Genomic DNA, 5,100 nt, shown 5'->3' on the forward strand with positions numbered 1-5,100 from the left:
GTGTGTGCCCGCCGTGCCCGGAGCGGGCGGAGGCCCGGCGGCCTGGTCCGCCCGCTCCGGGTCATGGGTGAGGGCTGAGCACCGAGGAGCGGACCGTCACCGCCCGGAAGGCCACGGGGCGCCCTCGGCGACGAGCGCGTGATGGCGGATCAGTGCGCGTGGCGCGTCGACGGCGAGCGCGGCGGTGGCACGTCCGTCCCGGGCGTAGACGGCGACCAGGCCGGACTCCCCCGGTGTGCCGGCGACGATATGGACACTGTCCTCGGGGGACGGCGTCCCCACCAACTGCGTCCGGGTGCCGAACTGATCGGTCCAGAAGGAGGGCAGCGCGTCGAGCCGCGCGGCGGCCACGGTGTCCATGGCGACCGCACCGGCCACGATGTTCTCCGCCACCACGGTCGCCTGCGGGCTGACGTGGTTCCAGTGTTCCGACCGCACGGGCCGGCCGTGCCGGGGTGAGTGCCAGCGGGCCGCGTCCCCGAGGGCGAGAACACCGGCGAGGGAGGTACGGCCCCCGTCGTCGCAGACCACACCGTTGTCCACCGCCACGCCCGATCCCCGCAGCCACCGGGTCTCGGGGACCCCGCCGAATCCGATGACCACCAGGTCCGCGTCGAGGACCCGGCCGCCGGCCAGCCGGACGCCGGAGACCCGGCCCTCGCCGACCAGCCCTTCGACCCCGCTGCCGAGTTCGAGCACAGTGCCCCGGGCCCGGTGCAGCCGGGTGAAGTGGTCCCCGACCACCGGCCCCAGCACCGTGCACATCGGCGCGGGCTGGAGATCGACCACGGTCACCCGGCGGCCGACGGCCCGGGCGGCGGCGGCGACCTCGCAGCCGATGAAGCCCGCCCCCAGGACCACGACATTCGCCGCGTCCCCCAGTCCGGCGCGGACCGCGAGGCTGTCCTCCATGGTGCGCAGCACGTGCACACCGCGCAGGTCGGCGGGGAACGGCGGCCGGCGGGCGGCGGAGCCCGTGGCGATCACGACGGCGTCCGCCTCGATCCCCGTGCCGTCGTCCAGGGTCACGGTCCTGCCGCCGTCGCCGGCGCGCAGCCCGGTGGCCCGCCGCCCCGTCCGCAGGTCGATCGAGAGTCCGGTCATCTCCTCCTCGGTCATCAGATACAGCGACTCGGCCTCGGCACGGCCGGTCAGCAGATCCTTGGACAGCTGGGTGCGGTCGTAGTGGGCGCGGACCTTCTCCGCCCCGATGACCGTCACCCTGCCGTCGTAGCCGAGCCGGCGCAGTTCCTGGGCGAGGGACATGCCGCCGAGGGAGGCGCCGACCACCGCCACATGTCCGGGCGGGGCCATCAGCCGGCCACCTCAAGGGCTCGGGCGGGGCAGGACCGCACCGCACGCTCGGTCCTGGCGCGCAGTTCGTCGGCGGGCTCGGCGTCGAGTACGACGACCCGGTTCTCGTCCTCGTCCAGGTCGAAGACGGCGGGCGCCTCCAGCATGCAGCTGCCGTACCCGCGGCACTTGTCGAGATGGGCGATCACTTTCATGTCAGTACCTCTGGAGTTTCGGATGCGCCGGGACGGCCGGCGACGACGGGAGGGGGAACCGGGCCGGTCAGCCGACGAGATAGCCGCCGTCGATCGGCAGGACGGTGCCGGTGATGTAGCGGGACCGGTCGTCCGCGAGAAAGACGATCCCGTCGGCGACCTCGTCGGCGGTGCCGGGCCGCCCCATCGGAACCACGCCGCCGACGGGCGCCGGCTCGGCCGGGACACCGCCGGCGCGCAGCGCGGCAGCACTGGTCTCGAAGAGGCGGGTCGGGATCCAGCCGGGGGCGACGGCGTTGACGCGGACGCCCCGGTCCGCGACCTCGGCGGCCACCTTCAGGGTCAGGCCCACCACCGCGTGCTTGGACGCGATGTACGCGGCGCCGCCGCCCCGGGGGACGAGTCCGGCGGACGAGGCCAGGGTGATGACACTGCCCCGCCGACGTTCGACCATGGCGGGGAGTGCCGCGCGCAGCACGTTGGCGGTCCCCTGGACGTTCACCCGGAGCACCAGTTCCCAGACGGCGCCGCTGAGGTCGGCGAACCGCTGGTTCTGGTCGAAGACGCCGGCGGCGTGCACGACCACGTCCAGCGGGCCGAGTTCTTCCGCCGCCGCGTGAACCGCCCCGGTGACGGCGGCCTCGTCCGCGACGTCCACGGAGTACGACGTCGCCGTCGCGCCCGATGACCGGATCTCACCGGCCGTCCGCCGCGCGCCGGGGCCGGACAGGTCCAGGGCGGCCACCGCGTATCCGGCGCGGCCGAGCGCGCGGGCGGTCGCGGCTCCGATCCCGCTGGCGGCTCCGGTGACCAGCGCCGCGCGCCGGTCGCTGACGGGGGCGCTCATGACCCGGCCGGCTTCTTGACCCGCAGGAGGTCGACGTCGGTCCCGGCGCCGGTCGTGCGAGCCCGCTCGTACACCACACGGGCCGCGACGAGGTCCTGCAGCGCGGTGCCGACGGATTTGTAGACCGCGATGTCGCCGGGGCTCTCGCGGCGCGCTCCCTTCGCGGCCAGCTCCGCGAGGGACCTCATCCTGTCGCCGAGCACCCCGGCCTCGTGCGCGGCGATCAGATCGCCGGACTCGCCCCGGGCCTGCTCGGGTGCGTCGCTGACGACCAGCGAGGCGCGGGCGATCACGTCGACGTCGATCTCGCGCAGGGCGGGCATCGTGGAGCCGATCGACAGGACGGTCGAGCCCGGGGTCAGCCAGTCCCCGCGCAGGGCGATCCGGCCGGTGCCGATCCCGGTGTTCGTCGCCACGACGACCACGGCGGCCGACGCGGCCTCCTCGGCTGTACCGACCGGCACGACGGTGATGCCGAGCCGCTCGGCCATCCGTTCCGCGAACCGCTCGCGCCGCTCGGTGTTGGGGCTGAACACGCGGACCCGGGCGACCTCAAGGGCGGCACAGACTCCCTCCAGATTGGTCTCGGCCTCAAGCCCGGAACCGATCAGGCCGACCTCGACCGGCCCGTCAGGGCCGAGGAGGCCCGCCGCCACACCGGTCGCGGCGCCGGTCCGCGCGGCGGTGAGGTAGGCGCCGTCGAGCTGGGCGAGCAGTTCGCCCGATGCCTCGTCGTAGAGGCCGATCAGATACTGGACGCCGCCCGCGGCGACCTGGTTGAACACCTTGAAGCCCATCACCCCGGCGCCGCCGACGACGCCGGGCATCAGGCGGAAGAATCCCGGCTGCGCGTCCAGGTTGATCCGGTCGGGCAGTCGCGCACCGCCCCGGGCCTCGACCCGGTAGCCCGCGCGCAGCGCGTCGACGAGCCGGTCCATTCGGAGGGAAGCGCGGACCTGGTCGTCCGTCAGGAGAAGCATGTCAGGCAACTTTCTCGATAGCGCGGTGAAGTGTGGCGGGGTTACGGATGTCCGGGAGCCGGCTCGGGCCCGAAGGGCTGGTCGAGGAACCGGGAGAACGTGTCCGGCGACTGCCAGCTGATGCTCTCCAGGGCGAGGGGGTCGAGGTGGACGCGGTGGCCCAGCCGCAGTGACCGGATCTCGACCCGGTGGCCGTTCCGGGTCCTGATCTTGCTGATCCGCACGGCGGTGAACTCGTTCACCACGGTGAACTCCGCCTCGACGCGGTCCGCGCCGGTGTCCTGGACGATGCCCGCGCCGCCGGGGGGATCGCCACCCGGGTGCGGGGTGTCGACGGACACTCAGACCACCATCCGCAGATGCGGCAGCCGGATGACACTCTCGTCGAGGACGGCGGTCCGGCTCACCAGACCCCAGCCGTCCGGGCGCCGCCGTACGACATCGCGCCGTCCCGCCGGGGTGATGACGGCGGGGTGCGACTGGTGTACGACGCTGAGGAGTACGTTGCTCGCGACCACATACTCGCCGTCCCGCCCGCCCGGCTCGGCCACGACGTTGGTGACGAACCGGCGGATGCGGTGCAGGGGCACCTCGCCCCAGGCGAAGTCGATGTGCTCCGGTTCGAAGCGCCGCGCCCACAGCGATGCCAGTGAGTCCCGCGACTCGTCGACCAGATAGGCCCCGGGGACGGTCGGCGCCAGCGACGGATCGTCGCGCGTGACGGTGACGGGGACGCGGTAGACGAACTCGTCCTCCAGCAGCGGCAGCCAGGCGGGGTAGTCGTACGCGTCCAGCAGCCGCGCCTCGATGTCGTAGAAGTGGCGCAGCGAAGCCGATGCCCCGGCGTCCGCCGCCCTCAGCAGGGGGAGCCGGTCGGCAGGTGTGGTGTTCACCGGGCCGCCCTCCGTCCCGCTCCCGGGGAGACGAACGCGTCGTCGTTCATCAACTCGGCCCATCGGCGGTACAGTTCGCGCTGATTCGTCTCGGAGTGGTCGATGTCGTATACGTCTCCGGGCCAGGACTTCCCGGTGTCCTTCGCCGCCGACAGGCCGGCCTCGTAGACGAAGTCCTGGGTCCGGGAGACCGAGCCGCGGCTCATGTCCGCGACGCTCGTCCAGTTCTGCAGGTCGTCGGTGTCGAAGATGCCCGCCAGGCCGACCATGCGCAGATTGGCCCGCAGCGAGTGAGCGCGCTGCTCCTCGTCGTACCACTTGGGTACGAGCGCCCAGAGCATCAGCTCGCTGTGCATGCTGTCGATGGGGCGCCACACCCGGAACTGGACGTACGACACGGCGGGTGTGTCGTCACCGGAGGAGAGGGCGGCGGCGTCGATGAGTGACAGGTTCGGGAAGATGTTTCCGTGGAGGACCGACAGCCGTGACATCAGGTCGATCTGCCCGGCCTCCAGGCCGCGCGCCATCTCCTGCCACTTCTCGGGCGGATAGCCGAGGAACATCGGCTCGGTCCCCGGCAGGTCGTAGTGCTGCACCCGGAACGCGTGGCCGTTGCCCGCGACGACGCACCGCCCCCGCATACCTGTCATCGACACTCCGTCGAGCTGGGGGAACGCGTCGGTGTTGAGATAGGTGCCCAGTTCGATCGGGCTCTTGTGGGTGGTCGCGAGGTGGTATCCGTCGCCGGCGAAGTTCTCCGAGCCGAGCTTCCAGTTCGTCCGGACGCGGGCGCGGGCGGGCGGGCCGACCGCGACGAGGTCCCCGCCCTTGTCGAGCACGCTGCGCAGGTACCAGCCGGCCGGGCCCAGCTC

7 protein-coding genes are annotated in these 5,100 nt (G+C 72.8%); all 7 read right to left on the reverse strand.

What is annotated here, in order from left to right:
• Positions 1 to 96: 96 nt before the first annotated feature.
• Positions 97 to 1,314, reverse strand: a complete 1,218-nt coding sequence (locus tag ACWF94_RS33010; protein ID WP_453497010.1) for an NAD(P)/FAD-dependent oxidoreductase — start codon at positions 1,312 to 1,314, stop codon at positions 97 to 99.
• Positions 1,314 to 1,508, reverse strand: coding sequence for a ferredoxin (locus ACWF94_RS33015; RefSeq protein ID WP_453497013.1), 195 nt, complete (start codon positions 1,506 to 1,508; stop codon positions 1,314 to 1,316). The genes ACWF94_RS33010 and ACWF94_RS33015 overlap by 1 nt, the downstream gene beginning before the upstream one ends.
• A gap of 67 nt (positions 1,509 to 1,575) precedes the next feature.
• Entirely contained in the window at positions 1,576 to 2,355 is a 780-nt protein-coding gene (locus tag ACWF94_RS33020) for an SDR family NAD(P)-dependent oxidoreductase (RefSeq protein ID WP_453497016.1), read from the reverse strand.
• On the reverse strand, positions 2,352 to 3,335 hold the full coding sequence (locus ACWF94_RS33025; protein WP_453497019.1) for an ornithine cyclodeaminase family protein: 984 nt from the start codon (positions 3,333 to 3,335) through the stop codon (positions 2,352 to 2,354). The genes ACWF94_RS33020 and ACWF94_RS33025 overlap by 4 nt, the downstream gene beginning before the upstream one ends.
• Before the next feature lie 41 nt (positions 3,336 to 3,376).
• On the reverse strand, positions 3,377 to 3,676 hold the full coding sequence (locus tag ACWF94_RS33030) for a hypothetical protein (RefSeq protein WP_453497022.1): 300 nt from the start codon (positions 3,674 to 3,676) through the stop codon (positions 3,377 to 3,379).
• Positions 3,677 to 4,228: an aromatic-ring-hydroxylating dioxygenase subunit beta gene (locus ACWF94_RS33035; RefSeq protein WP_453497025.1), complete on the reverse strand. Its 552-nt coding sequence runs from the start codon at positions 4,226 to 4,228 to the stop codon at positions 3,677 to 3,679.
• The coding region (locus ACWF94_RS33040; RefSeq protein ID WP_453497028.1) for an SRPBCC family protein at positions 4,225 to 5,100 on the reverse strand (876 nt) is incomplete at its 5' end. The genes ACWF94_RS33035 and ACWF94_RS33040, both read right to left, overlap by 4 nt.

The sequence above is a fragment of the Streptomyces sp. NPDC055078 genome (assembly GCF_053607985.1).

Bases quoted from the DNA above. Each gene is read 5' to 3' on its own strand.
- ACWF94_RS33020 (WP_453497016.1), bottom strand. From the start codon at position 2,355: ATGAGCGCCCCCGTCAGCGACCGGCGCGCGGCGCTGGTCACCGGAGCC.
- ACWF94_RS33015 (WP_453497013.1), bottom strand. From the start codon at position 1,508: ATGAAAGTGATCGCCCATCTCGACAAGTGCCGCGGGTACGGCAGCTGC.
- ACWF94_RS33025 (WP_453497019.1), bottom strand. From the start codon at position 3,335: ATGCTTCTCCTGACGGACGACCAGGTCCGCGCTTCCCTCCGAATGGAC.
- ACWF94_RS33010 (WP_453497010.1), bottom strand. From the start codon at position 1,314: ATGGCCCCGCCCGGACATGTGGCGGTGGTCGGCGCCTCCCTCGGCGGC.